Here is a 24,427-nt window from a genome sequence, read left to right on the forward strand (position 1 = left end):
AGGTTTGTACTAATAGGAATGTGGATATAGTGTTGACTAAAGGATACAAGCTAAAATTGCAACGTCCAGTAAGGAAGCCTGTTAACTATGTGTCATCCTAGTAAGGGAGGCATGCTAAACCCACGCCGTCCTTGGCGCAGCGCATGCATACTCGCATCCTTGCGAGCACAACGCAGGCGTGTTTTCGTCCTAGGCGAGCATTACGCATGGCCTTCTCGCATCCTAAGAGCATGAATGCTTCTTTAAAGTAATTCTCACATAATATTGACTAGAAAAAGGACATAGTCTATACTTTTCTATGTACAAAAAACAGGGACAGATTCTGGTGAAACTTTAAACTTTGTAGGAGGGATTCCTCATGGCTGAACGCATGGTAGGAAAACAAGCACCCCGTTTTGAAATGGAAGCAGTACTTGCCAACAAAGAATTTGGCAAAGTAAGTTTAGAGCAAAATATGAAAGACGACAAATGGACAGTGTTGTTCTTTTATCCAATGGACTTCACATTTGTTTGTCCGACCGAGATTACAGCACTTTCTGATCGTTACGATGAGTTTGAAGATCTTGACGCAGAAGTGATCGGTGTTTCAACTGACACGATCCACACTCACTTAGCTTGGATCAAAACAAACCGCGATTCGAACGGTCTCGGAGATTTAAAATACCCACTCGCTGCGGATACGAATCACACAGTATCTCGTGAGTACGGCGTATTAATTGAAGAAGAAGGAGTTGCGCTTCGCGGACTTTTCATCATTAGCCCTGAAGGCGAAATGATGTACTCAGTTGTGAACCACAACAACATCGGTCGTGACGTTGACGAAACACTTCGGGTTCTGCAAGCACTACAAACTGGTGGTCTTTGCCCAGCAAACTGGAAGCCAGGACAAGCTACCTTATAAGTTTAAACTTTAAACACCTACACAGCGTTCTCCAGTCGCATCTGTGTAGGTGTTTTTGAGCGTTAATTCAGTTTTAAGAGCGTTAATTCAGTTTTAAGAGCGTTAATTCAGTTTTAAGAGCGATAATTCAGTTTTAAGAGCGTTAATTCAGTTTTAAGAGCGTTAATTCAGTTTTAAGAGCGTTAATTCAGTTTTAAGAGCGATAATCCGGTTTTAAGAGCGATAATCCGAGTTTAAGAGCGATAATCCGGTTTTAAGAGCGATAATCCGGTTTTAAGAGCGATAATCCGGTTTTAAGAGCGATAATCCGGTTTTAAGAGCGATAATCCGAGTTTAAGAGCGTTAAACCGGTTTTAAGAGCGATAATCCTGGTTTAAGAGCGATAATCCGAGTTTAAGAGCGATAATCCGGTTTTAAGAGCGTTAATCCTGGTTTAAGAGCGATAAACCGGTTTTAAGAGCGATAAACCGATTTTAAGAGCGATAAACCGGTTTTAAGAGCGATAGCCCGGGGTTTATGAGCGTTAATCCCGAGATAAGCGCGCTAGTCCGTGCTCCCCATCCCCAGCTAGCCACTCCACAACACCACGGAACACTCTACTACAAAAATCGTAACAATAGCCAGCTCTACGCGGGATAAAGGACAATCGATATTGATTATGATAAAGAGGGACAAGTGGAGAGTGAAAGTTGCGCCAATTCCCAACGTTAGAATATTTGTTAAAAAAGGGGTAGAAAATTATTTCGAAACCCGATATATTTAGTAGTATGTCAAAAAAATGCATTCACCGTCAGAGAGGGGGATCTGAGTGGAAACGTTTCGTAAGTTAAAGTCGTTTTATTGGCCATACAAAAAGTATTTCTTAACGTCGATCTTCTTTCTGGTCTTCGTCACGATCATCACAGTGGTGTATCCGATTATTTTACAGATAACAATTGATGACGTGATTCGGGCTGGTCAGTATGAATTGATCCCGTATTTAGCGTTAGGTTTTGTAGGGATCATGATTTTTAAAGGATTGGCTACGTTTCTCTACCAGTACACAGGAGATTTATTCGGAATTAGGACTGTGTATCAGCTGCGGAACGCGTTGTATCAAAAGCTTCAATATTTATCGTTTCGCTATTATGACAACGCTAAAACAGGTGACTTGATGTCGAGGTTGACTGCGGATGTGGAAGGATTCCGCTTTTTCTTATCGTTCGGATTTTCAGAGCTACTCCGCTTCGTATTGCTTATCACAGTCACAAGTAGCGTGATGCTTAGCTATTCTATTAGTTTAACAGTTGTTACGATGATTACGATTCCGTTTTTGGCTATTGTCGTATACAAGTTTGACCGCGCCGTACATCCGGCTTTCCGTGGAATTCGGAAGTCGTTCGGACAATTGAATACCCGTGTACAAGAAAACATTAGTGGAATTAATACGGTAAAATCTTTGCATCGGGAAGACTTCGAAATTAATCGCTTTGATAAGTCAAATGGAGATTATCGCGACAAGTACTTGTTTACTTCCGATTTGTGGGCAAAATTTATGCCGCTTATGGAGCTTTTAGGAAACATTAGTGTCGTGTTGTTGTTAGGATTTGGTGGTTATCTAGTCTTTAACGGATCTCTGAGTCCAGGAGAGTTAGTTGCTTTCTATAGTTTACTTTGGTACATCATGTGGCCACTGATGAACTTAGGATTCGTGATCAATCAGTTTTCACAAGCGAAGGCGAGTGGTGAGCGTTTGCTCGAGATTTTAGAAGAACCAGATGAAATTCCTGAGCGTGCTAACCCTCAAAAGGTCGAGCGCATGTTAGGGGACGTCGAGTTCAAAAACGTGACACTCCGCTATACAGAGGAAGACGAGGAAGCGATCACTGATTTGTCTTTCCACGCTAAACCTGGGCAAGTAATTGGTCTGATTGGACCTACTGGATCTGGGAAAACGAGTATTACCCAATTGATCACAAGGTTTTATGAACCGGTAGCAGGCGAGGTACTTGTTGATGGTAATCCAGTAGAAGAATATGAGATTCGTAGCTTACGCCAAAATATTGGATTTGTACTACAAGAGCCGTTTTTATATTCTTCAAGTATTCGATCAAATATTTCCTTTGGTCGTCCGGAGGCAACAGAGGAAGAGATCATAGAGGCAGCCAAACGGGCAGATGCACATGAATTTATTTTGGAGATGCCTGATGGCTACGACACCGTTTTAGGAGAGCGCGGATTAGGACTTTCTGGTGGACAAAAACAACGGATCTCCATCGCGCGTGCCATTTGTATGAATCCGAGTATTCTTATTTTAGACGATGCGACGAGTGCTGTTGATATGCAAACTGAGTTCAAGATTCAAAAAGCACTTAAAGAAGTGATGAAAGGGCGCACGACATTTATTATTGCGCATCGTATTTCCTCACTAAAACACGCTGACAATATTCTCGTTATGAATGGCGGGAAGATTGAAGAAAGTGGCACGCATGACGAATTGATACAACAACAAGGACTGTACCGACGCATCTACGATATTCAGTACAAAGATCAAAAAGCCGTCCTGCAGTCGCAAACGGGGTAGGTGAACTTATATGGCAACGGACTATTTAAAAATCAAAAAACTAGATAAAAAGAGTGTGCATCCGAATGTGCTGAAACGGTTCAACTACTCACAAGATCAAATCATTGAAAAGCCGTTCAACTGGTCGCAAATGTGGCGATTGATGGAGTATATGAAACCGTACGCGAAAGGTTTACTTCCGCTTGCGATTATGATGGTGTTGATCACAACGGGCGTACGACTGGCCATTCCTATACTTATTGGACAATATACCCTCGATGACGCGATTCTCGATAATGACATGAACTTCTTCGTATACATGGTGGGGTTTATTGCCTTCTTGTACGTGATGAGTTATATAGCCAACTACTTTCGAATTCGCTGGATGAATCAGCTCGGTCAAAACGTTATATATGATTTACGGAAGCATTTGTTCTCCCACGTGGAGAAATTGAGCCATCGCTTCTTTGATAAGCGTTCAGCCGGAAGTATTCTTGTTCGAATCCTAAACGACATTAACTCGTTACAAGAATTGTTTACGAACGGTGTTATTAACTTATTGATGGATATTCTCATGTTAATCGGGATTGTCGTCATTTTATTTACGATCTCTCCTGAGCTTGCCTTAGCGATCATGGTAGTGGTGCCATTGATGTTTCTCATTTCTACAGCATTACGTAGGAACATTCGCCGCTCATGGCAAACGGTACGTCTACGCCAATCGAAGCTGAATTCTCATTTGAACGAAAGCATTCAAGGGGTGCGTGTTTCACAATCGTTCTCTCAAGAGCGCGAGAACTCCGTGTTCTTTGATGGGGTGAACCATGAGAACTTTAGCGCGTGGCGAGAAGCGACGAAAAAGAGTGCGATGTTTCGTCCTCTTGTTGAAATAACAAACGCGTTAGGAACAGCTGTTTTACTTTGGTACGGAGTGATCTTGATCCAATCAGGTCCAGACACACTCACCATCGGGGGCTTCGTCTCCTTTGCTCTCTACTTCGGTATGTTCTGGGAGCCAATCTCCCGTCTTGGCATGGTATACAATCAATTGTTAATGGGAATGGCGTCTTCTGAGCGCATCTTTGAATTTCTTGATGAGAAGCCCATCGTAGCTGAAAAAGATGATGCTGTTCGCTTAGATGACATGAAGGGCCATATCCAGTTTGAAGACGTCGTGTTCTCTTATGATGAAAAGCGTACTGCTTTAAAAGGAGTTTCCCTTGAGATGAAAGCGGGCGAGACAGTGGCTCTCGTTGGGCATACCGGATCAGGGAAAACAACGATTGCCAACTTAGTCAGTCGTTTTTACGATGCTACTGGTGGGCAAGTCAAAATTGATGGCGTTGCTATTCAAGACATTTCACTTTCCAGTCTTAGATCACGCATTAGCATCGTCCTGCAAGACACTTTTATTTTCTCGGGAACGATTATGGAAAATATTCGCTTCGGACGGCCTACTGCGACAGATGAAGAAGTGTTTGCTGCAGCACGTGCCGTTGGGGCAGACGATTTTATTCAAAGGTTACCGCTTGGGTTTGAGACCGAAGTAGAAGAACGCGGGAACATCTTATCAGTTGGAGAGCGTCAACTCATTTCCTTCGCACGTGCCTTGCTTGCAGATCCCGCTATCATCATTTTAGATGAAGCGACCGCAAGCATTGATACAGAGACGGAAGTGAAGATTCAAAAAGCGTTGAAAACATTGCTGAACGGTCGAACATCGATTTTGATTGCTCATAGACTCTCGACCATCCGTGAATCTGATAACATTTATGTGTTAGACCATGGGGAGATTATGGAGTCTGGGAATCACGAAGCGCTCATTGCGAAAAAAGGAATTTACTATGGGCTCGTACGTTCTCAATTTCAAATGGTAGACGCCTTATAATAAAGTGACCAAACAGGGACAGAAAGCGCAATAATTGCTTTCTGTCTCTGTTTTTTGTGTTCCTTTATGTAAGAGTGATGAAACAAAGAGTGTCACAAAACCGACATTGTTCAACGTTTCACAAAGTTGATTGCGGGTTTACAATATAAGTAATCAATACTACGAAACGGGGTGTGTAGTTGTGGAACTGGATAGCGTCATCTTGAGTCGAATGCTTACCGCTTTAACGCTTGGTTTCCATATTATTTACGCAACCATTGGCGTCGGACTGCCAATTATGATTTCGATTGCAGAATTTATTGGGATTAAACGCAACGATCCTTACTATCGTTTACTAGCTCGAAGATGGGCACGTGGTTTTACTATCACGGTCGCTGTTGGTGTCGTAACAGGAACAGCTATTGGTTTGCAGCTGTCTATGCTTTGGCCTAGCTTTATGCAAGTAGCTGGACAAGTCATTGCCTTACCGTTATTTATGGAGACGTTTGCGTTCTTCTTTGAAGCGATCTTTCTCGGTATTTATTTATATACGTGGGATCGTTTTAAAAATCCTTGGTACCATTGGTTGCTAACCATTCCGGTTGTGATAGGGGCTACCGGATCTGCTTTCTTTATTACAACCGTGAATGCGTTTATGAATGCACCACAAGGGTTTGATCTTGTTAATGGTGTGTTGACCAATATTCGTCCGTTAGAGGCGATGTTTAACCCAGCAACTCCAACAAAAGTGTTTCACGTAGTCGCTTCATCTTATTTAACTGCATCATTTATTCTTGCCGCGATTGCAGCGTTTGCGTATTTACGTGGCAATCGAGGGGCCTATGTGACAAAGGCTTTAAAACTGACGATGGTAACTAGTTTCTTGTTCGCGGGGCTAACGGCGTTTGCAGGGGATTTATCTGCAAAGTATTTAGCGGAATATCAACCGGTAAAATTGGCAGCGGCGGAGTGGCACTTTGAAACAGAAGAGAATGCTGACTTAGTGCTATTCGGTACGCTTAACGAGGAAAATGAAGTGGAAAATGCGATTCGCCTTCCTGGTGTTTTGAGTTTCCTTGCAGGAGGATCATTTGACACAGAAGTAATCGGTCTCAATGAGTTTCCGGAAAATGAGATACCACCATTGTGGGTTCATTACATGTTTGACTTGATGGTGACGATTGGGATGTACACGATGGCTATCTCAGGTTTGTTCATCCTTTTATGGTGGTGGAAGAAGGGAAACCCGTTCAACAAGCCATTGCTTGCGCTCGTCGTGGCAGGTGGACCGTTAGCAATGCTAGCGATTGAATTCGGATGGGTGTACGCCGAAGTGGGTCGCCAACCGTGGATATTAAACGGCATTATGACAGTAGCCGAAGGGGCAACGAAATCAGGCGATGTTGGGATCACCTTAGTGATGTTCGCTGCTTTATATGCAGTGTTAGGTACGGTTTCAACCGTTGTGTTAGTAAGAATGTTTAAGAAAAAGCCACCAGAAGTAGAGCTAGAGCAGCGGTTCGGTATAGAGCGATCCGCTTAACGTCACGTATCGATAAGTTGTTGCGCGAAAAACGGGTGTAGGCGCGCGAAAGTGAGGGTTCCTCGCGCGCATATTGGGAATACCTTGCAGATTCAATGCGCAGAGAGGGGAGAGGAACATGAGCTTAGAGTTGATCGGGATAACCGTGTTGTGGCTGTTCCTGTATGGTTATGTTATTATCGCATCCATCGATTTTGGTGCAGGCTTCTTCGCTTTTTACGGAAAGTGGAAGAAGCAAGATCATATCATGAACGATTTAATTAGCCGTTATTTGTCACCGGTGTGGGAAGTAACGAACGTCTTTTTCGTTTTCTTCTTCGTTGGGCTTGTAGGGTTTTTCCCAGATACTGCCTATTACTATGGAACTGCCTTACTTTTACCAGGAAGTATCGCTATCATTTTGTTGTGTATTAGAGGTTCGTTTTATGCTTTCGGGAATTACGGATCGAAAAACTCGACGTCGTATTTGTTTTTGTATGGGGCGACAGGGGTGCTTATTCCAGCTTCATTATCAACGGCGCTTACTATTTCTGAAGGCGGCTTTATCGAACAGCGTGGGGACGAGATTGTGTTTTTAACGAGCGAACTGTTTACAAGTCCTTACTCGTGGAGCGTTGTCATTTTATCGATTGTGTCGGTGCTATTCATTTCGGCTTCGTTTTTAACCTTTTACGCTGACCGTGCCGAGGATGTGCCGGCGCGCTCGTTGTTACGGAGTTTTGCTCTTTTTTGGGCGCCACCGACCTTATTAGCTAGTTTGTTCGTATTTTACGGTTTAAGTGATCAAAACGAGCGCCATTTTATGAAAGCTGTCGACTTATGGTGGATGTTTGCGTTCTCACTTTTATTCTTTTTAATCGCGACATACCTTATTTACAAACAAAGAAATTTTGGCTGGGCATTTGGTTGTGTTATGCTACAATTCTTTTTCGCATTTTTTGGCTACGGGGCGTCACATTTGCCTTACTTACTCGATCCATACATTACCATTGCATCTGGTGTGACAAACGAAGCAATGGGTAGGGCGCTGATCATTGCGTTTATCGCCGGGCTGCTTCTGCTGATCCCTTCGCTACTTTTACTCTTAAAGCTGTTTCTATTCGATGCTGAGTATGTGAAAGGGAAGAAATAATCGTCGCTATATTCCGGTATTTGCTTCTATATGCTACAGTAGAAACAGAATGAAGGGAACGACTTGTACAGGGGGAACCTACGTTGAAAAAAGAGTTTGTTGTGATTGGATTAGGTCGTTTTGGTGGAAGTATATGTAAAGCGCTCGTAGAACAAGGTATGGAAGTGATGGCGATTGATAAAGACGAGGACAAAATTAACGAATACTCTTCGTATGCGTCACACGCTGTCGTGGCTGATTCTACAGATGAGTCTGTTTTGAAAAGCTTAGGTATTCGTAACTTTGATCACGTCATTGTTGCGATCGGCGATGATATCCAATCGAGTATTTTGACAACGTTACTGCTAAAAGAGCTTGGCGTTCGCAACGTCACTGTGAAAGCGCAAAATGATTACCATGAGAAAATTGTTCGGCGAATTGGTGCTGATCGAGTGATTCACCCAGAGCGCGATATGGGGAGAAGAATCGCGCACAGTATCGTGTCGAATAACGTATTAGATTATTTAGAGCTGTCTGACGAGCATAGCATTGTAGAAGTTGTTGCAACGCCACAACTCGCGGGGAACACGATTATTGACTTAGATATTCGTGCAAAATATGGCATTAACATTGTCGCGATGAAGCGAGGGAAGGAAATCATCGTTTCTCCACAAGCAGAGGACATGATCCGAGAAGGGGATATTCTTATCGTTATTGGAGCCGATACAGACATTTCTCGCTTTGAAAAGAAAGTTTTAGGCATATAAAAGAAGCCCTCGCAACTGGACCAGCTGCGGGGGCTTTTATTCATCACACTTCCATAATGATTGGCAAAATCATCGGACGACGTTTTGTTTTCTCGTATAGGAAAGGTGAGAGTGTTTCGGTAATTTCATTTTTAATTTCAGACCACTGGCTCGTGCGACGTTCCATCACTTTATTTAAGTGACCGGCCAGTAGCTGCTGTGCTTCGGCAATTAAGTCACCAGACTCGCGCATGTACACAAATCCGCGCGAAATAATGTCAGGACCCGCGGCCATTTTGAAGTCTTTCATATTAATGCTGACAACGACTACAACTAGCCCTTCTTCAGAAAGAATGCGGCGGTCGCGTAGCACGATATTCCCGATGTCTCCGATGCCGCTTCCGTCAATATAAACAGAACCAGATGGAATTTTCCCGGCGATTTGCGCATCTTCCTTCGAGAGGGCGAGCACTTCACCGTTGTCCATGACAAAGCTGTTTTCTTCAGGAATGTCACAATCCGCAGCTAGCTTTTGGTGTGTGCGTTGCATGCGGAACTCACCATGGATCGGCATAAAGAATTTTGGCTTCATTAAGCGAAGCATGAGTTTTTGCTCTTGTTGTCCACCGTGACCAGACGTGTGGATGTCGCTAAGTGAACCGTGAATCACGTCTGCACCAGCGCGGAACAACTGATTGATGGTTCTGTTAACACTAATCGTATTTCCTGGAATGGGTGATGAAGAAAAGACGACTGTGTCACCAGGTATAATTGAAATTTGACGATGTGTTCCATTCGCGATGCGAGACAGTGCCGCCATTCTTTCCCCTTGAGACCCTGTACAAAGAATCGTTATTTCGTTTGCCGGTAAGCGATTAATTTGGTGGGACTCAATAAAGGTATCTTTTGGTGCTGTTATATAGCCTAGTTCTTGCCCAATGGTAATGGCACTTTCCATACTTCGACCAAACACTGCTACTTTACGACCTTTTGCCACAGCAGCTTCAATCACTTGTTGTAAGCGATGAATATTTGATGCGAACGTAGCGAAAATAACTCGACCCTTCACTTTACGGAAGATGTCGTGAATGCTTTCACCAACGCGGCGCTCTGACATCGTAAAATCAGGTATCTCACTGTTCGTACTGTCTGAAAGTAAGCAGAGAACGCCTTCTTTTCCGATCTCAGCCATTTTTGTTAAGTTAGCCGGTTCACCAACTGGCGTGAAGTCAAACTTAAAGTCTCCCGTATGCACAATGTTTCCAGGGGGTGTTTTGACGACAATCCCATATGAGTCTGGGATGCTGTGCGTTGTTCGGAAAAATGTGACAGATGTTTTACGGAATTTAATGACATCGTCTTCTTGAATTTCATGAAGCTCTGTCGAACGGAGCAAACCATGCTCTTCCAGCTTGTTGCGAATGAGTCCAAGCGCTAATTTGCCACCGTAGATGGGAATGTTGACTTCGCGTAGTAAGTACGGGATGCCCCCGATATGATCTTCGTGTCCGTGTGTAACAAATAAGCCTTTAATTTTGTCAACGTTTTTGGCAATGTATGTGTAGTCAGGGATGACATAATCAATGCCAAGCAACTCATCTTCAGGAAATTTAATCCCCGCATCAATTAAAATAATCTCATCTTGAAATTGGATACCATACGTATTTTTACCGATTTCTCCAAGACCACCAAGGGCAAATACGGCGGTTTGGTCGTTTCGAACGAATTTCATCTGTTTACACATTCTCCATAATTTTAAAATGTTCACTTTGAGATTCGTATTCGTAATATGCCCCGTCAACCTTTTGTACGAATTCGATGTTGTATGGCTTGTCTTTCAAACGAAGTCTTGCTTCGCGCTCAGACTCCGCCTCCATATATAAAGATTTAGTCCGTTCGCGAACAGGAACCTCTTGCTTCGGTTCCTGATAATACACTTTGTATACCATATTTCTTCTCTCCTTTTATATAGTTAAACTTACACCCGTACAGATACCTTTTTTGTGCTCACAAAAGTGTGACCGGGCGTTGTTAGCACGGCATTCGGCATTCAAACAACGTAATAAGCGAGCTCAGTAAAAAAGCGATGAGACGTACGTTCATTTTAGTATGTTGCCAAGAAAGCAGCTAATCATAGCTTCCCGTTTGAGTTGCTATCGAAGCGCGTGTCCCCTTGACCATACATACCCACTCACACCGTGTGAGTGAACAACGAGGTACTCAACGTTCTGAGCGCCTCATGACTAATCGCTAAACACATATTGTGTCTATGAATGTGTCCAGCGTAACTTCGCACGTTCAAAAAAGTAACTGTGTTCACTTTACACTATTTTTCCTCCTCTATGCAAGTGAGTGCAGGTGCTAGAAATGGAGATAGGCTGTTAGGCTATGCATTTTTTTTTCATCATGTCTTTCCACTGATTTTTTAGTTTTTTACGGAGCTTTTTAATCATGTACTAGTACACTCCTTTTGCACGCGAATTTCTTTTTGAAAGTAGTTTCCCTCACAGTGGGGCAAATTTCTCATGGGGATTGATGGAAAGAAGATTTGACAGTTACAGCTTGCAGCAGGACAATGAATCAGAGGAGGTGACACAATGCATAACAAAATCGTGTTTTTTGATATAGACGGTACTTTGCTTGACCATGATAAACAGCTACCAGTATCTACAAAGGAAGCAATTGCTACACTACAACAAAATGGGGTGTATACAGCCATTGCGACTGGTCGAGCTCCCTTTATGTTTTCTGGACTACGCGAGGAATTGGGGATTGACTCTTTTGTTAGTTTTAATGGGCAGTATGTTGTCTTTGAAGGCGAGCCAATTGTCTGGAATGCGCTGCCACCCAATACGTTGAAGACACTTACGGAGCATGCAAAGGAACTAGGGCATCCACTTGTGTACTTGAGCGATCACACGATGCGAGCGTCTGTAGCAGAACACAAGAAAATTACGAGTGCGATGGGTTCTCTTCAATTTGAACATCCTGAAATGGGACCTACTTATTATGAGGAAGACCCTATTTACCAAGCGCTTCTCTTTTGTGATGAAAAAGAAGAGGAAGTGTACTGGAACGAATATCCTGAGCTGCACTTTATTCGATGGCATGAACATTCCATGGATGTCCTGCCAAAAGGAGGATCCAAAGCGCGTGGTATTCAAGAGATGATCAAAAAATTAGGCTTTCGCATGGAAGATGTGTATGCGTTTGGGGACGGACTCAACGATTTAGAAATGTTAGAAGCAGTCGGGCACGGTGTAGCGATGGGGAATGCGCATGAGAAGGCGAAAAGGTGTGCGGATTATGTAACCGATGACGTCGATAAGGATGGAATTGTGAAAGGATTGCGCGAGTTGGGGTTGTTAAAATAGACAGTGGATGGCTTTAGTTTGAATAGATCAGATAATGTGGCTTCTACTAAATTCCCCGAGAGTCTAGGGATGAAGGTTGGAATGCGAAAGAAGTCATTTTTGGATTAGGAAAGTGGACGGATTACTAAGTGTAATACATAAACAAAGGGATATATCCGCGGTCAGGGGAATATATCCGCGATCAGAGGAATATATCCGCGGTCAGGAGCAGATATCCGCGGTCAGGAGCAGATATCCGCGATCAGAGGCAGATATCCGCGATCAGGGGAATATATCCGCGATCAGGGGAATATATCCGCGATCAGAGGCAGATATCCGCGATCAGGGGAATATATCCGCGATCAGGAGAATATATCCGCGGTCAGGGGAATATATCCGCGATCAGGGGAATATATCCGCGATCAGAGGCAGATATCCGCGGTCGGGAGCAGATATCCGCGGTCAGGAGCTGATATCCGCGATCAGAGGCAGATATCCGCGGTCAGGGGAATATATCCGCGATCAGGGGAATATATCCGCGATCAGGAGCAGATATCCGCGATCAGAGGCAGATATCCGCGATCAGAGGCAGATATCCGCGATCAGGAGCAGATATCCGCGGTCGGGGGAATATATCCGCGATCAGGAGCAGATATCCCCGATCAGGGGAATATATCCGCGATCAGGGGAATATATCCGCGGTCAGGGGAATATATCCGCGATCAGGGGAATATATCCGCGGTCAGGGGAATATATCCGCGATCAGGAGCAGATATCCGCGGTCGGGGGAATATATCCGCGATCAGGAGCAGATATCCGCGGTCAGGGGAATATATCCGCGGTCGGGGGAATATATCCGCGATCAGGAGCAGATATCCGCGATCAGGAGAATATATCCGCGATCAGGGGAATATATCCGCGATCAGGAGCAGATATCCGCGATCAGAGGCAGATATCCGCGGTCGGGGGAATATATCCGCGATCAGGAGAATATATCCGCGATCAGGGGAATATATCCGCGATCAGGAGCAGATATCCGCGGTCGGGGGAATATATCCGCGATCAGGAGCAGATATCCGCGATCAGGGGAATATATCCGCGAGAACACAAAAAAGCTCGGCTTATTTTACAAAAAGCCCGAGCTTTTTTGCTAGTATCTGTATCCTTACTCCTCGTCACCGATCGGTTTACTGTTCGGAATCGGAGCAAAAGGATCTTTTTCGTCAATATGATCGTAGAACATCACACCGTTTAAATGGTCATATTCGTGTTGAAACACAATCGAGACAAGTCCGCGGAGGCGAAGCTTTACTTCATTGCCATTATGGTCGATGCCTGTAATGGTTATTTTGTCGTAGCGTGGGACATATCCAGGAATGTTCTCATCAACAGAAAGGCAACCTTCCCCGGAAGTTAAGTATGCTTTCTTGACGGAATGGGAGACAATTTTCGGGTTTGCTAAACCGTACCGGTATTCGTTGCCATCATCATCCTCAATAAGTACTGCAAACATGCGCTTACTTATGTTTAATTGAGGAGCAGCCAATCCAACACCAGCTCGCAGATCATATTGTTCTGCAAGATGGGGATCTTGACTATTCTCGAGAAACTCAAGCATGTCCAAAAGAAGTTCCCGATCTTCTTTTGTTAGTGGAACAGGTACCTCTTTTGCACGTTTACGGAGTGCAGGATGTCCGTCACGAATGATGTCTTTCATTGTAATCATGTGTGTTTCACCTCATGAACTTAATTTAGCTCTTGTAAGTGTACGTGACAAAGCCTAGAAACTCAAGAACAACAAGCCCACACTTCAACTCCCTTGTGCAAAAAAAAAGACTCGTAGAAGTTTCCAACTACGAGCCTTGCATTTTTTGAAATTTATGGGAGTTTATCCCCAGCAAACTGCACCGATGATAATGAGCAAAATAAACAGTACGACTACAAGCGCAAAGGTGCCACCAGCGCCATAACCAGCGCCTCCGTAGCCATATCCTCCATAGCCGTATCCACCGTATCCACACATAATATACTCCTCCTTCGAAATACTTGCCGCCTCCTTGCCGGGCGACTACTTTCATCGTATGTAAGAAGAAAGATTTTTGTATAGGTGAGGGCCTAGTCATATACGAAGATCTCCCGAATATACTAGCTACAAATTACAAAAGGGTTGGACAAGCCTATTGTCAAACGTAGCAGCCATCGATATAGTAAAACATGTCAGGTTATGGAGGTCAGTGTATGTCGAAACAAAAGCAATCGCGTCTATTTCTTACGATTCTTGTCCTACTGATGACGATGGTAATCGCCGCTTGCACACAGCAGGCATCTCCGGAAGAAAAGCTGTTCGATATTATGGAAGAAACGGTTGTTGTGGAAGAAGCATTTGTAGCCCAACAAGAACCACTTCAAGAACGCGAACGGCAGGAATCTGAGTATTACAATCAAATAATTGAGCTGAGCCTTGAAGAATTTGATCAAATTGTAGAAATTTCCGATAAAGCTCTTGCTTCAGTGGCAGAACGAAAAGAGCTAGTAATGACAGAGCAAGAAGCCATTCAATCTTCCCAAAATACATTCGCAGGCGCATTTGATATTGTAGAAGGTATGGAAGAAGGCATCGCGGAAGAAGAAGCTCGTTCACTTCTTGATCTAATGACGAAAAGATACGAAGCGTACGATGCATTGAATGAATCGTATCAACAATCGCTACGATTGGATCAAGAACTGTATGAGTTGTTTCAAGATAAAGAGCTTACTTTGGAGGCGTTAAAGGCACAAATCGAAGAAGTGAATGCTTCCTACGAAGATCTGTCTGCCAAGCACGATGCCTTTAACGATGCGACAAATAATTATAATGAAGCGAAACGTACATTTTATGAAAACGCTGGGCTCGTTGATAATGAAGAAGCAGAGGTGTAATAGTGGAAAGAGGATCCTTTCATAGGGTCCTTTTTTTATTGTACTAATACAAAGAAAAACTTAACAAGGTTGTTTGTAGTACAGAGATCCACCCTTCAACTAATACAGAAGTGTTACAAATGAAATAAAGCAAGTAAGAGAATTTCTCGAAAGGCCAGTGTTCATACATTGACCGATTAAATTCATCTAGTGTAAACTGTTAAGTGAAGAGAGAGTGTATTACTAAAATATAGATTCTCTGCTAATACAGATTCTATACATCATTTTGTCGAAGGAAATGGAAAATTCCTCTCTAAGCAAGAAACCTTTTGGGTACCCTAAGAAGTATGAGTAATGAAGACCTTTAGTGAGAAAGGAAGAGGTGACAACGAATGGCTTCCAAAACAAAATCTATGCAGTTTGATCCAAAGAAACAATTGGAGTCTGTGGATGCCCAGTTTGTAACGTTTCAAATCTTAAATGAGGAAGGCGAAGTAGTGAATCAAGATGCTATGCCAGACCTCTCAGATGAACAGTTGCAAGAATTAATGAAGCGCATGGTATTTACGCGTATTCTTGATCAACGTTCTATTTCATTAAACCGCCAAGGACGCTTAGGTTTCTACGCGCCAACAGCAGGTCAAGAGGCATCTCAAATTGCCTCCCAGTTTGCACTTGAGAAGGAAGACTTTATCCTTCCAGGTTACCGTGATGTTCCACAAATTGTTTGGCACGGTTTGCCGCTATATCAAGCGTTTTTGTTCTCTCGTGGACACTTCCAGGGAAACCAAATTCCTGAAGGCGTCAACGTCATTTCACCACAAATTATTATCGGTGCGCAATATATACAAGCAGCTGGTGTAGCACTAGGTATGAAGAAAAGCAAGTCAAAGTCTGTTGCCGTTACGTATACAGGTGACGGTGGAACAAGTCAAGGGGATTTCTATGAAGGAATTAACTTTGCCGGTGCATTTAAAGCGCCAGCACTCTTCTTCGTTCAAAACAACCAATACGCTATTTCTACCCCTGTTGAAGTACAATCTGCGTCTAAGACACTTGCTCAAAAAGCGTTAGCAGCTGGTATTCCTGGCGTTGTTGTTGATGGGATGGACCCGCTTGCTGTTTATGCTGTGACGAAGGATGCTCGTGAGCGCGCGATTAACGGGGAAGGTCCAACGCTTATCGAAACGCTTTGCTTCCGTTACGGTCCGCATACAATGGCAGGTGACGATCCAACCCGCTATCGTACGTCTGACACCGAAGATGAGTGGGAGAAGAAGGATCCGCTCGTTCGTTTCCGTAAGTTCCTTGAGGGGAAAAAATTATGGAGCGAAGAGATGGAAAACGAAGTGATTGAGCAAGCGAAAGAAGACATTAAAGATGCGATCAAAAAGGCAGACGCTGCTCCAAAGCAAAAAGTCACTGACTTGATCTCTAATATGTTTGAGGAACTACCACACAATCTACAAGAACAAATGGAAATTTATAAAGAGAAGGAGTCGAAGTAAGCCATGGCGCAAATGACGATGATTCAAGCGATCACGGACGCACTTCGCACCGAACTGAAAAATGACGAGCAAGTCCTCGTTTTTGGAGAAGATGTTGGTGTGAACGGCGGGGTGTTCCGTGCGACAGAAGGTTTACAAAAGGAATTCGGCGAAGATCGCGTATTCGATACACCGCTTGCTGAATCAGGAATTGGGGGGCTTGCTGTTGGTTTGAGCTTGCAAGGATACCGTCCAGTACCCGAGATCCAGTTCTTTGGGTTCGTCTTTGAAGTCATGGACTCGATCTCTGGGCAATTAGCACGTATGCGTTATCGTTCTGGTGGTCGCTACAATGCACCAGTTACGATTCGCTCACCATTTGGTGGTGGTGTTCACACGCCGGAAATGCATGCAGATAGCTTAGAAGGATTAATGGCCCAATCACCAGGTTTGAAAGTGGTCATTCCATCTACTCCATACGACGCAAAAGGGTTACTTATTTCTGCGATCCGCGATAACGATCCGGTTATTTTCCTTGAGCATATGAAGCTATACCGCTCTTTCCGCCAAGATGTGCCTGAAGAAGAGTACACCATTCCTCTTGGCAAAGCAGACATTAAACGTGAAGGTACAGACTTAACGATCGTGACTTACGGCGCGATGGTGCAGGAATCACTAAAAGCAGCAGACGAGCTTGAGAAGGAAGATGTATCCGTTGAAGTTGTTGATCTTCGTACGGTGAGTCCACTAGACATTGATACGATTATTGCTTCTGTTGAAAAAACAGGGCGAGTGATCGTTGTACAAGAAGCACAAAAGCAAGCAGGAGTAGCAGCGAATGTCGTGGCGGAAATTAACGACCGTGCGATTCTTAGCCTAGAAGCTCCAGTATTGCGTGTAACAGCTCCTGACACAGTATTCGCGTTCTCACAAGCGGAAGAAGTATGGCTACCTAACTATAAAGACATTCTAGTAACAGCGAAAAAAGTATTAGACTTTTAATGATTAGCAAAACAGAGCTTAAAATAAACCGAAACCTAAAAGGAGGTCCCCATAGTGGCATTTGAATTTAAGCTACCAGATATCGGGGAAGGAATTCATGAAGGGGAAATCGTCAAGTGGTTTGTCAAACCAGGCGATGAAGTCAAAGAAGATGATGTCCTTTGTGAAGTACAAAACGACAAAGCTGTCGTAGAGATTCCTTGTCCTGTTGACGGTAAAGTAGAAGAAATTAAAGTCGAAGAAGGTGTGACTGCAGTCGTAGGCGACACGATCATCACGTTTGATGCACCTGGTTACGACAGTGGCGATACTGGTAGCGACGAACCAAAAGAAGAGCCGAAGAAGGAAGAGCCTAAACAAGAAAAAGCTCCGAAAAAGGACGCAGCAAAAGAGTCTGAAGAAAAAGAGCAAACACCTAAAAGTGAGCCAGCTCAACAAAAAGAAGTCGATCCAAATCGTCGCGTCATTGCGATGCCATCAGTCCGTAAATACGCGCGCGAACAAGACATCGACATTCGCCAAGTAGCGGGTAGCGGCAAAAATGGTCGCGTTCTAAAAGACGACATTGACAGCTTCAAAGCGGGCGGACAAAAAGCACCTGAAGCGACAGCACCTGAAGCAAAAGCTGAAGAAGCTACGGGACCAGCTAAACAAGCGATTCCTGAAGGTCAATATCCGGAAACTCGTGAGAAAATGAGCGGTATCCGGAAAGCGATCTCCAAAGCTATGGTGAAATCGAAACATACAGCACCTCACGTGACGCTTATGGATGAGATTGACGTAACGAAGCTCGTTTCACACCGCAAGCGCTTCAAAGAAGTGGCTGCAGAAAGAAACATTAAGCTCACTTTCTTACCATACGTTGTCAAAGCGTTAGTGAGTGCGCTTCGCGAGTATCCAACGTTGAACACGTCAATCGACGACGAAACAAGCGAAATTATTCATAAGCACTACTTCAACATCGGAATCGCAGCAGATACTGACAAAGGTTTGATGGTGCCAGTTGTGAAGGATGCTGATAGAAAGAGCATGTTTGCCATTTCAGATCAAATCAATGAACTTGCCACAAAAGCAAGAGATGGTAAACTAAGTGCTGAGGAGATGAAAGGGGCGTCATGCACGATTACGAATATTGGATCTGCAGGCGGTCAATGGTTCACTCCACTGATTAATCACCCAGAAGTAGCGATCCTTGGTATCGGGCGCATCGCAGAAAAGCCTGTTGTCAAAGACGGTGAAATCGTAGCTGCTCCAGTATTAGCCCTTTCACTTAGCTTCGATCACCGCATCATCGATGGTGCTACAGCACAAAACGCGTTGAACCTTATTAAACGCTTGTTGAACGATCCTGAACTTTTATTAATGGAGGCGTAAACAAATGGTAGTAGGAGACTTTCCTGTCGAAACAGATACGCTCATCGTTGGCTCAGGTCCTGGAGGCTACGTAGCAGCAATCCGTGCAGCTCAACTCGGTCAAAAAGTAACAATCGTAGAAAAAGGTGAACTTGGTGGAGTTTGCTTAAACGTAGGCTGTATTCCATCAAAAGCCATCATCAATGTAGGGCACCGCTTTGAACATGCCAAGCATAGTGATGATTTGGGGATCCAAGCAGAAAACGTGACGCTTGATTTCTCAAAAGCACAAGAGTGGAAACAGAGTGTTGTGAAAAAGTTAACAGGCGGAGTAGAAGGCCTGTTAAAAGGGAACAGCGTAGACATCGTGAAAGGCGAAGCATATTTCGTTGATAGCGAAACAGTTCGTGTCATGGATGAAAATTCCGCACAAACATATAAGTTCAAAAACGCGATCATCGCAACTGGATCTCGCCCTGTCGAAATTCCGAGCTTCAAATTCTCAGAGCGCGTATTGAACTCAACTGGCGCTTTGGATCTACAAGAAGTACCGAAAAAGCTTGTCGTCATTGGTGGTGGTTACATCGGAACTGAGCTTGGCACAGCGTATGCAAACCTTGGATCAGAAGTCACCATCCTTGAAGGCGGAGACGACATCTTAATGGGCTTTGAGAAGCAAATGTCTTCTCTCGTAAAGCGTGGCTTGAAGAAGAAAGGCGTTACTGTCGTTACGAAAGCGATGGCAAAAGGTGTTGAAGAATCTGATAGTGGCGTAAAAGTAACGTACGAAGCAAAAGGTAACGAAGAAACAGTTGAAGCAGACTACGTTCTCGTGACAGTCGGTCGTCGTCCAAACACAGATGAAATGGGTCTCGAAGAAGTCGGCATTGAAATGTCAGAAAGAGGCCTCGTGAAAATCGACAAACAAGCACGCACTAATGTGAAAAACATTTACGCAATTGGTGATATCGTAGAAGGTCCACAGCTTGCGCACAAAGCTTCCTATGAAGGAAAAGTAGCAGCTGAAGCGATCTCTGGTGAGCCAGCTGAAATCGACTATTTGGCTATTCCAGCCGTTGTCTTCTCAGATCCTGAGCTAGCTACAGTCGGTTACACAGAAAAAGAAGCGAAAGACGCAGGCTATGAAGTGAATGCGGCGAAATTCCCATTCGCAGCGAACGGACGCTCACTCGCTTTGAACAACTCTGACGGATTCCTTAAACTCGTCACACGCAAAGACGACGGACTCGTCATCGGTGCCCAAATCGCTGGCCCATCCGCTTCTGATATGATTGCAGAGCTAGGTCTAGCGATCGAAGCAGGCATGACAGCTGAGGACATTGCGATGACCATCCACGCGCACCCAACGCTCGGAGAAATCACAATGGAAGCAGCAGAAGTAGCGATCGGAAGCCCGATTCATATTGTGAAGTAATGTACATCTTATTGAAAAAGCATTCGTTGCATTTTGTGCAGCGGATGCTTTTTTGCATAGCAAAAACGGGAATGCTCAGACTTAGGGGGGTGCTCAGACTTAGGGAGGGATGCTCAGACTTGGGGAGGGATGCTCAGACTTGGGGAGGAATGCTCAGACTTAGGGGGGATGCTCAGACTCAGGGAGGAATGCTCAGACTCAGGGAGGAATGCTCAGACTCAGGGAGGAATGCTCAGACTCAGGGAGGAATGCTCAGACTTAGAGAGGAATGCTCAGACTTAGGGAGGGATGCTCAGACTGGGGGGGGGATGCTCAGACTTAGGGAGGAATGCTCAGACTTAGAGAGGAATGCTCAGACTCAGGGAGGGATGCTCAGACTCAGGGAGGGATGCTCAGACTCAGGGAGGGATGCTCAGACTTAGAGAGGGATGCTCAGACTTAGAGAGGGATGCTCAGACTTAGGGGGGAATGCTCAGACTTAGGGAGGAATGCTCAGACTCAGGGAGGAATGCTCAGACTTAGGGAGGAATGCTCAGACTTAGAGAGGAATGCTCAGACTTAGAGAGGAATGCTCAGACTCAGGGAGGGATGCTCAGACTCAGGGAGGAATGCTCAGACTTAGGGGGGGATGCTCAGACTTAGGGAGGAATGCTCAGACACCGGCACGATGTAAAGTATGAAGTTACCATCAACATTCATGGAAATACACTGTACCGCATATGCTCAAGTAACAAGGCTTGTACGGTTTGTGAAAGGTAGGAGTCATAATGAGATCATTTCTACTTTGCTTACTTTTATGGGGATGGTGGAGTGTGCTGGCACTTTCGTTGTGGGCGTCTTCCTACGACGGGACTGTTTTTGATCTGCTCATGTTTGGTGTGTTTTTTTACATAGCCTATCTGATCGCAAAAAAATTTCTCGCCTATGCGAAACGTTCTTTTGTACTAACGTGTGTGAGTGCTGCCACATTTTTTGCAGGTCAATGGATCTTTCATGCTTTACAAATAGCCACCCTCCTATAACGGAAAGGTGGCTATTTATGAGTTAGTCGTTCTTCATCTCTTTGGCAAAGGCTTTAACTAGCGAGATCACAATGAGAAGCAGCACAACGGTAAACGGTAGGGCGGCAATAATCGATGCCCGCTGTAACGCTGCTAGCCCTCCAATCGAGAGCAAAATAGCAGCCGTAGCAGAAATGATTAAGCCCCAAACAAATTTGACGGAGTTCGGTGGATTCAAGCTGCCGTTTGTCGTCAACATGCCGAGTACGAACGTGGCAGAGTCTGCTGATGTAATGAAGAATGTACTAATTAAGAAAATCGCTAAAATTGATATGAGCATCGTCAATGGGAAGTTCTCAAAGAGCGCGAACAAAGCGACTTCTTCCCCGATCGATTCAATGGGGCCGAGAATAGAACTATTCTCGAAAAAGTCGAAGTAAATCGCACTCCCACCGAATACAGAAAACCAAATTGCTCCAAAAATTGTTGGAACTCCTAATACCCCGATAATAAATTCCCGTACCGTTCTTCCCTTCGAAACACGGGCAATAAACGAACCAACAAACGGAGACCATGAGATCCACCAGGCCCAATAGAAGATTGGCCAATCTTTGTACCAACTGTTGTCCGGATCAAAAGGGGCTAGTCGCAAGCTCATGTCTGGCAAGGTTTGCAAATATTTACCGAACGCAGTAGAGAACAACTGCAAAATGTAATTCGTCGGTCCGAGGATAAATACGAACAACATAAGTAGCAAGGCCAAAATAATGTTGACATTGCTTAAGTATTTAATTCCTCGATTTAATCCTGTTTGCGCTGATAACAGAAACAACACCGTCACAACCGCAATGATGATGAGTTGAGTCGAAAACGTATTGGGGATCCCTCCATTGACGTAATTCAACCCTCCAGAAATCTGCGCAGCTCCAATGCCTAATGAAGTGGCAACACCAAAAATAGTCGCAAACACCGCAAGAATATCTACGAGTTTTCCAATCCCGCCTTGTGCACGATCACCTAACACCGGTTCCACTAGCGTGCTAATCACCCCAGGCTTTCGCTTCCGGAATTGAAAATAAGCTAAAGCGAGAGCAATAACAGCGTACACCGCCCACGGATGAAGTCCCCAGTGGAAAAAGGAATAGCGAATGGCGTCCTCTGCTGCCTGTGCCGTAGCTGCTTCTCCAGTCGGTGGGTAGTAATAGTGAAACATCGGTTCGCCAGCGCCCCAAAAGACAAGACCAATTCCCATCCCAGCACTGAATAGCATCGCAAACCAGCTCAAATAACTGTATTCTGGTTTTTCATCGTCCTGTCCTAACCGAATGCTTCCGTACTTTGAAAAAATTAAAAACAAAACAAAGCCAAGAAAAATGGTAGTAGAGATCATATAAAACCAGCCAAATTGATCTAAAATGACGTCATTCACTACTTGTGTGACTGCCCGGAGACTCGCATTTTGCAAAACCGTTTCGGGAATAAGTCCCCAAATAATGAACAAAACTGCGAGTGTCACCGAAATTGTAAAGACTGGTGTCAGTTTTTTCATATGTATATCTCATCCTTTCCTTACTATAGTGTGAGCGTTCTACCCTAGGTTCATCCAAAAAAGGGGGTAGAGTGATTTACATCCTCTATGTATACTGGTAAGAGAAGCCAAAAGCACGTCCTGCATTGTAAAGGTTTTGCACGAGTTGTGTCAAACGATGTGCTCGGCACCAGCAATACGTAAAGGAGCTGGCAAGCGTGAAAAAGCAGTGGACAATGCTCGTGCCACTCTCTATGTTAGTTGGTGGTTGTGGGTTAAGCGAGGCAGGAATTGCACCAGAGTATGAGGACATAACAGAAGAAGTCGTTGTAGAAGAAGAAGTAGAAGAAGTAGTAGATGAAGAAGTGAAAGAAGAGTCACCTAAAGAAGACACAACGACGGACGAAAGTTCCCAAGAAACAGAACCAACCGACCAAGAAAAGACGATAGAAGTACAAAAACCTTTGTACCGTATCAATGAGGCAAACTGGACTGTTGCGCCGATAGAGGAAGGTACACCGGAACAAGTCTATCTGTTAACCATTGACGATGCCCCAGACAAACATGGACTACAAATGGCACAAACGCTACACGAATTGGACGTGCCTGCCATCTTTTTTGTGAACGGACGCTTTTTGCGATCGGAAGAACAAGCACAAACTTTGAAACAGATTCACGAACTCGGCTTTGAAATTGGAAACCACACCATTTCACACGCTTCACTTCAAGATTTGTCCGAAGCCGAACAACGAGAAGAAATCATTTCCGTAAGCGATCGAATTGAAGAAATTACGGGAGAGCGCCCACGCTTTTTCCGCGCCCCATTTGGGCAAAACACTGACGTATCAAAAGCGATTGTGGCAGAAGAAGGAATGACCTATATGAACTGGACGTACGGATACGACTGGGAAGCAGAGTACCAAAATGCCAGCGCCTTAACAGATATTATGGTAAACACACCACTACTAACAAATGGCGCCAACCTACTGACGCATGATCGCGCTTGGACAGCCAAAGCGTTACAAGGAATCGTCGAAGGATTAGCTACAAAGGGATTCGCGCCAGTAGACCCAGATCTCATTGATAGTTCACCGACTGAAGAAGCGGAGAGGTAATAAGACAACCGTATTCTTAATGTGACATACAATTTAAGCTTGAAATGTGAATAGTGTTATATTATTATAGAGTTACATTCGAAAAGTGTACTACATTTTTTATCACGAACAAAGGGGAGAAGGAGCATGGGAACGATTGTCTGCGCTTCTTGTAATGCGATGATTGACACGTTTGACGATGAAAAGGTGTCAGTGCTATTCGCACAGTGTCCGAGTTGTACAGGTGAAGGGGAAACAAAGGGAGAAGAGTAAAACCCAGCTGATGCTGGGTTCTTTTTTTGAGAGTTATTTTTGCAAAGAAGGGATCTGATAGAATTTGATTAACATAGATCCAATTTCCGGGGCAGTCTGTTCAGGTGGGGAATAACATCTCACCAGTTTTGGAATTTGATAGCGAGTATCAAATCCAAACGACGTATGCTGCGTTGAGTGAGAAGGGTACTGTTCTTATGGAGATTCAAGATACGTTTTGGGGAGCAAAGTACGCTAAAGTGAAGGATATCTTCGGTGTGATTTGGGATCTTAATCAAAAATAACGAAAAAAG

22 protein-coding genes are annotated in these 24,427 nt (G+C 44.3%); 17 read left to right on the plus strand and 5 right to left on the minus strand.

From position 1 onward, the window contains the following. Nucleotides 1–358 precede the first annotated feature (358 nt). The 6 genes from HHK01_RS05715 (at nt 359) to HHK01_RS05740 (ending at nt 8,731) form a co-directional block, all read left to right on the plus strand. Nucleotides 359–901, plus strand: coding sequence for a peroxiredoxin (locus HHK01_RS05715; protein WP_170006828.1), 543 nt, complete (start codon nt 359–361; stop codon nt 899–901). An 808-nt stretch (nt 902–1,709) separates the two neighbouring features. Then, nucleotides 1,710–3,464 carry an ABC transporter ATP-binding protein gene (locus HHK01_RS05720; RefSeq protein WP_170006829.1) on the plus strand — a complete coding sequence of 585 codons (1,755 nt, stop codon included), beginning with the start codon at nt 1,710–1,712 and terminating at the stop codon, nt 3,462–3,464. A 10-nt stretch (nt 3,465–3,474) separates the two neighbouring features. Beyond that, entirely contained in the window at nt 3,475–5,331 is a 1,857-nt protein-coding gene (locus HHK01_RS05725) for an ABC transporter ATP-binding protein (RefSeq protein ID WP_194241285.1), read from the plus strand. Nucleotides 5,332–5,542: 211 nt separating this feature from the next. Further along, nucleotides 5,543–6,853, plus strand: coding sequence for a cytochrome ubiquinol oxidase subunit I (locus HHK01_RS05730; protein ID WP_170008676.1), 1,311 nt, complete (start codon nt 5,543–5,545; stop codon nt 6,851–6,853). Nucleotides 6,854–6,971: 118 nt separating this feature from the next. Then, nucleotides 6,972–7,985, plus strand: coding sequence for a cytochrome d ubiquinol oxidase subunit II (locus HHK01_RS05735; protein WP_170006831.1), 1,014 nt, complete (start codon nt 6,972–6,974; stop codon nt 7,983–7,985). An 83-nt stretch (nt 7,986–8,068) separates the two neighbouring features. Then, nucleotides 8,069–8,731 (plus strand): potassium channel family protein, encoded by a 663-nt coding sequence (locus HHK01_RS05740; RefSeq protein WP_170006833.1) that lies wholly within the window; start codon nt 8,069–8,071, stop codon nt 8,729–8,731. Between the two features lie 43 nt (nt 8,732–8,774). Here the strand turns inward: HHK01_RS05740 and rnjA are convergent, their stop codons facing one another. Further along, nucleotides 8,775–10,442, minus strand: a complete 1,668-nt coding sequence (rnjA, locus tag HHK01_RS05745) for a ribonuclease J1 (RefSeq protein ID WP_170006834.1) — start codon at nt 10,440–10,442, stop codon at nt 8,775–8,777. A gap of 4 nt (nt 10,443–10,446) precedes the next feature. Continuing rightward, complete coding sequence (locus HHK01_RS05750) at nt 10,447–10,659, minus strand: DNA-dependent RNA polymerase subunit epsilon (protein ID WP_170006835.1); 213 nt, start codon at nt 10,657–10,659, stop codon at nt 10,447–10,449. 648 nt (nt 10,660–11,307) lie between these two features. Here HHK01_RS05750 and HHK01_RS05755 point away from each other — a divergent pair. Both HHK01_RS05755 and HHK01_RS05760 read left to right on the plus strand, forming a co-directional pair. Then, nucleotides 11,308–12,084 (plus strand): Cof-type HAD-IIB family hydrolase, encoded by a 777-nt coding sequence (locus HHK01_RS05755; RefSeq protein WP_170006836.1) that lies wholly within the window; start codon nt 11,308–11,310, stop codon nt 12,082–12,084. Nucleotides 12,085–12,196: 112 nt separating this feature from the next. Then, nucleotides 12,197–13,318, plus strand: coding sequence for a hypothetical protein (locus tag HHK01_RS05760; protein WP_170006837.1), 1,122 nt, complete (start codon nt 12,197–12,199; stop codon nt 13,316–13,318). Here HHK01_RS05760 and def read toward each other — a convergent pair. Together def and yjcZ are read right to left on the minus strand one after the other, a co-directional pair. Next, a complete protein-coding gene (gene def / locus HHK01_RS05765) occupies nt 13,229–13,789 on the minus strand; it encodes a peptide deformylase (RefSeq protein WP_170006838.1) in 561 nt (186 codons plus the stop codon). The genes HHK01_RS05760 and def overlap by 90 nt on opposite strands. Nucleotides 13,790–13,951: 162 nt before the next feature. After that, the gene (gene yjcZ, locus HHK01_RS05770) at nt 13,952–14,086 is read right to left on the minus strand and encodes a sporulation protein YjcZ (RefSeq protein ID WP_170006839.1); all 135 of its coding nucleotides are present in this window, start codon (nt 14,084–14,086) and stop codon (nt 13,952–13,954) included. Nucleotides 14,087–14,301: 215 nt separating this feature from the next. On the opposite strand from yjcZ, the gene HHK01_RS05775 reads away from it, so the two are divergent. The 6 genes from HHK01_RS05775 to HHK01_RS05800 all read left to right on the plus strand — a co-directional run bounded on the left by HHK01_RS05775 (nt 14,302) and on the right by HHK01_RS05800 (nt 21,260). Then, on the plus strand, nt 14,302–14,982 hold the full coding sequence (locus HHK01_RS05775; protein WP_170006840.1) for a YkyA family protein: 681 nt from the start codon (nt 14,302–14,304) through the stop codon (nt 14,980–14,982). Nucleotides 14,983–15,353: 371 nt separating this feature from the next. Then, nucleotides 15,354–16,469: a pyruvate dehydrogenase (acetyl-transferring) E1 component subunit alpha gene (gene pdhA, locus HHK01_RS05780; RefSeq protein ID WP_170006841.1), complete on the plus strand. Its 1,116-nt coding sequence runs from the start codon at nt 15,354–15,356 to the stop codon at nt 16,467–16,469. 3 nt (nt 16,470–16,472) lie between these two features. Continuing rightward, entirely contained in the window at nt 16,473–17,450 is a 978-nt protein-coding gene (locus HHK01_RS05785) for an alpha-ketoacid dehydrogenase subunit beta (protein ID WP_170006842.1), read from the plus strand. A 54-nt stretch (nt 17,451–17,504) separates the two neighbouring features. Beyond that, the gene (locus HHK01_RS05790) at nt 17,505–18,824 is read left to right on the plus strand and encodes a dihydrolipoamide acetyltransferase family protein (protein WP_170006843.1); all 1,320 of its coding nucleotides are present in this window, start codon (nt 17,505–17,507) and stop codon (nt 18,822–18,824) included. Nucleotides 18,825–18,828: 4 nt separating this feature from the next. Then, on the plus strand, nt 18,829–20,238 hold the full coding sequence (gene lpdA / locus HHK01_RS05795) for a dihydrolipoyl dehydrogenase (RefSeq protein ID WP_170006845.1): 1,410 nt from the start codon (nt 18,829–18,831) through the stop codon (nt 20,236–20,238). Nucleotides 20,239–21,005: 767 nt separating this feature from the next. Continuing rightward, on the plus strand, nt 21,006–21,260 hold the full coding sequence (locus tag HHK01_RS05800) for a hypothetical protein (protein ID WP_170006846.1): 255 nt from the start codon (nt 21,006–21,008) through the stop codon (nt 21,258–21,260). Nucleotides 21,261–21,282: 22 nt separating this feature from the next. Here HHK01_RS05800 and HHK01_RS05805 read toward each other — a convergent pair whose 3' ends face one another. Beyond that, the gene (locus HHK01_RS05805; RefSeq protein WP_170006848.1) at nt 21,283–22,788 is read right to left on the minus strand and encodes a glycine betaine uptake BCCT transporter; all 1,506 of its coding nucleotides are present in this window, start codon (nt 22,786–22,788) and stop codon (nt 21,283–21,285) included. 197 nt (nt 22,789–22,985) lie between these two features. On the opposite strand from HHK01_RS05805, the gene HHK01_RS05810 reads away from it, so the two are divergent. The 3 genes from HHK01_RS05810 (at nt 22,986) to HHK01_RS05820 (ending at nt 24,418) form a co-directional block, all read left to right on the plus strand. Next, the gene (locus HHK01_RS05810; protein WP_228027671.1) at nt 22,986–23,882 is read left to right on the plus strand and encodes a polysaccharide deacetylase family protein; all 897 of its coding nucleotides are present in this window, start codon (nt 22,986–22,988) and stop codon (nt 23,880–23,882) included. Between the two features lie 126 nt (nt 23,883–24,008). Then, a complete protein-coding gene (locus HHK01_RS05815) occupies nt 24,009–24,134 on the plus strand; it encodes a GapA-binding peptide SR1P (RefSeq protein WP_170006850.1) in 126 nt (41 codons plus the stop codon). A gap of 104 nt (nt 24,135–24,238) precedes the next feature. Further along, on the plus strand, nt 24,239–24,418 hold the full coding sequence (locus HHK01_RS05820; RefSeq protein WP_322619382.1) for a VOC family protein: 180 nt from the start codon (nt 24,239–24,241) through the stop codon (nt 24,416–24,418). The last annotated feature ends 9 nt before the right edge of the window (nt 24,419–24,427 follow it).

Origin of the sequence: Bacillus fonticola (genome assembly GCF_012955605.1) — a bacterium.
Taxonomy (GTDB): Bacteria; Bacillota; Bacilli; order Bacillales; family JC228; genus Bacillus_CG; species Bacillus_CG fonticola.